This window comes from Pseudovibrio axinellae (assembly GCF_900110875.1).
Lineage (GTDB): Bacteria > Pseudomonadota > Alphaproteobacteria > Rhizobiales > Stappiaceae > Pseudovibrio > Pseudovibrio axinellae.
In genome coordinates this window covers 1-1,457 of record NZ_FOFM01000081.1, presented here as the reverse complement: position 1 = coordinate 1,457, position 1,457 = coordinate 1, and the positions used below count along the sequence as shown (strand labels likewise).

Annotated in this window: 2 protein-coding genes and 3 pseudogenes; 1 reads left to right on the top strand and 4 read right to left on the bottom strand. The window is 52.4% G+C overall.

From position 1 onward, the window contains the following. From BMZ51_RS23655 to BMZ51_RS23640, 4 genes and pseudogenes are all read right to left on the bottom strand, one after another. Nucleotides 1-131 (bottom strand): annotated as a pseudogene (locus BMZ51_RS23655) (IS6 family transposase); the annotation flags it as partial. Nucleotides 132-140: 9 nt separating this feature from the next. Then, the gene (locus tag BMZ51_RS23650; RefSeq protein ID WP_074882432.1) at nt 141-566 is read right to left on the bottom strand and encodes a transposase; all 426 of its coding nucleotides are present in this window, start codon (nt 564-566) and stop codon (nt 141-143) included. Between the two features lie 67 nt (nt 567-633). Beyond that, a pseudogene (locus tag BMZ51_RS24010) lies at nt 634-756 on the bottom strand (IS6 family transposase); the annotation flags it as partial. 86 nt (nt 757-842) lie between these two features. Further along, nucleotides 843-1,208: a winged helix-turn-helix domain-containing protein gene (locus tag BMZ51_RS23640; protein WP_074882430.1), complete on the bottom strand. Its 366-nt coding sequence runs from the start codon at nt 1,206-1,208 to the stop codon at nt 843-845. Nucleotides 1,209-1,326: 118 nt separating this feature from the next. On the opposite strand from BMZ51_RS23640, the pseudogene BMZ51_RS23635 reads away from it, so the two are divergent. Next, nucleotides 1,327-1,457 (top strand): annotated as a pseudogene (locus tag BMZ51_RS23635) (IS6 family transposase); the annotation flags it as partial.

Here is a 1,457-nt window from a genome sequence, read left to right as displayed (position 1 = left end):
ATGCCGCGCTCCAGCAGCATCTCCTCAACCTCGCGCAGGCTGAGGGAGAAGCGGTGATAGAGCCAAACAACGTGAGCGATAATTTCGGGTGGAAAACGATGACGTTTGTAACTGATCGGAGCACAAGTCATATTGCCCAACTACCAATCGAAGCTGGAGCCAAAGTTAACTTGATAACACCGATGCACCGGCTCTGTTCTGGCCTTTGCTGGCTTGGTAATCTGCAAGCCACCAGCTCGCCGGGACAGTGTCGAAAAGTCTGGAACTAACAAATCAATTTTCATCAATCGGACCACAGAGCGCATTAATCCTTGCGTCTGCCGCAACGCCAGGGCGTACACGCTACGCAGTGTCAGGCACGCCTCAATGGCCAAATCAGAATACTTGCGTTGCCCTCCGCGAGTGGTCCGGCGCTGCGCTGACCACTCCTTCCCAATCTCACGGTTGACCCAGATCGTCAAATCACCACGATTACGAAGACTTTCGTTATAGGCACGCCAGTTCGTGACACGATATTTCTTCTTGTCAAATTTGTGACGACGGCTGGCGTTGAATTTGTGGGGCATCGGATAGCTTTATGAAGACGAACAAGCCTTCTAATTACAGACACTGAGCGACCCCTGCAACAAGGCCCTCCAGCAGCATCTCCTCAACCTCGCGCAGGCTGAGGGAGAAGCGGTGATAGAGCCAAACAACGTGAGCGATAATTTCGGGTGGAAAGCGATGGCGTTTGTAACTGATCGGAGCACAAGTCATGTTGCCCAACTACCAATCGAAGCTGGAGCCAAAGTTAACTTGATAACACCCGCGAAGCCACGGTCTTGACGTATATTGCGATGTTGTCAGTTCTGAAATGTGTAGCCCTTGCCCCATTCAGTCAGGATGTGTGTTGGGTTTGAGGGGGCAACTTCGATCTTTCGACGCAGACGCTTGATCAACGTATCAACTGCACGATCGTCTTTGCCTGCGTGTTGGCGTGTTCGGGCGACGGCCAGAATGTCTTCACGAGAGAAAACGACACCAGGGCTTTGTGCCAGGAATCGAAGAACTGTTGCTTCGCTTTGCGTAAGCGGTACGGTGAGGCCGTCGGAGTTGCAAATGCGGCGCAGCTGAAGATCAAACGTCCAGTCACCAATTTGCATTGTAGAGACTGTATGCGGTTTGATACGATCACGACGACGACGTAGAACGGCTCGTGCGCGCGCCATCATCTCCGGAAAAGTGAACGGTTTGACGATGTAGTCATCGGCACCAATATCAAGCAGCGCGATGATCGGGTGTTATCAAGTTAACTTTGGCTCCAGCTCCGATTGGTAGTTGGGCAACATGACTTGTGCTCCGATCAGTTACAAACGCCATCGCTTTCCACCCGAAATTATCGCTCACGTTGTTTGGCTCTATCACCGCTTCTCCCTCAGCCTGCGCGAGGTTGAGGAGATGCTGCTGGAGCGCGGCAT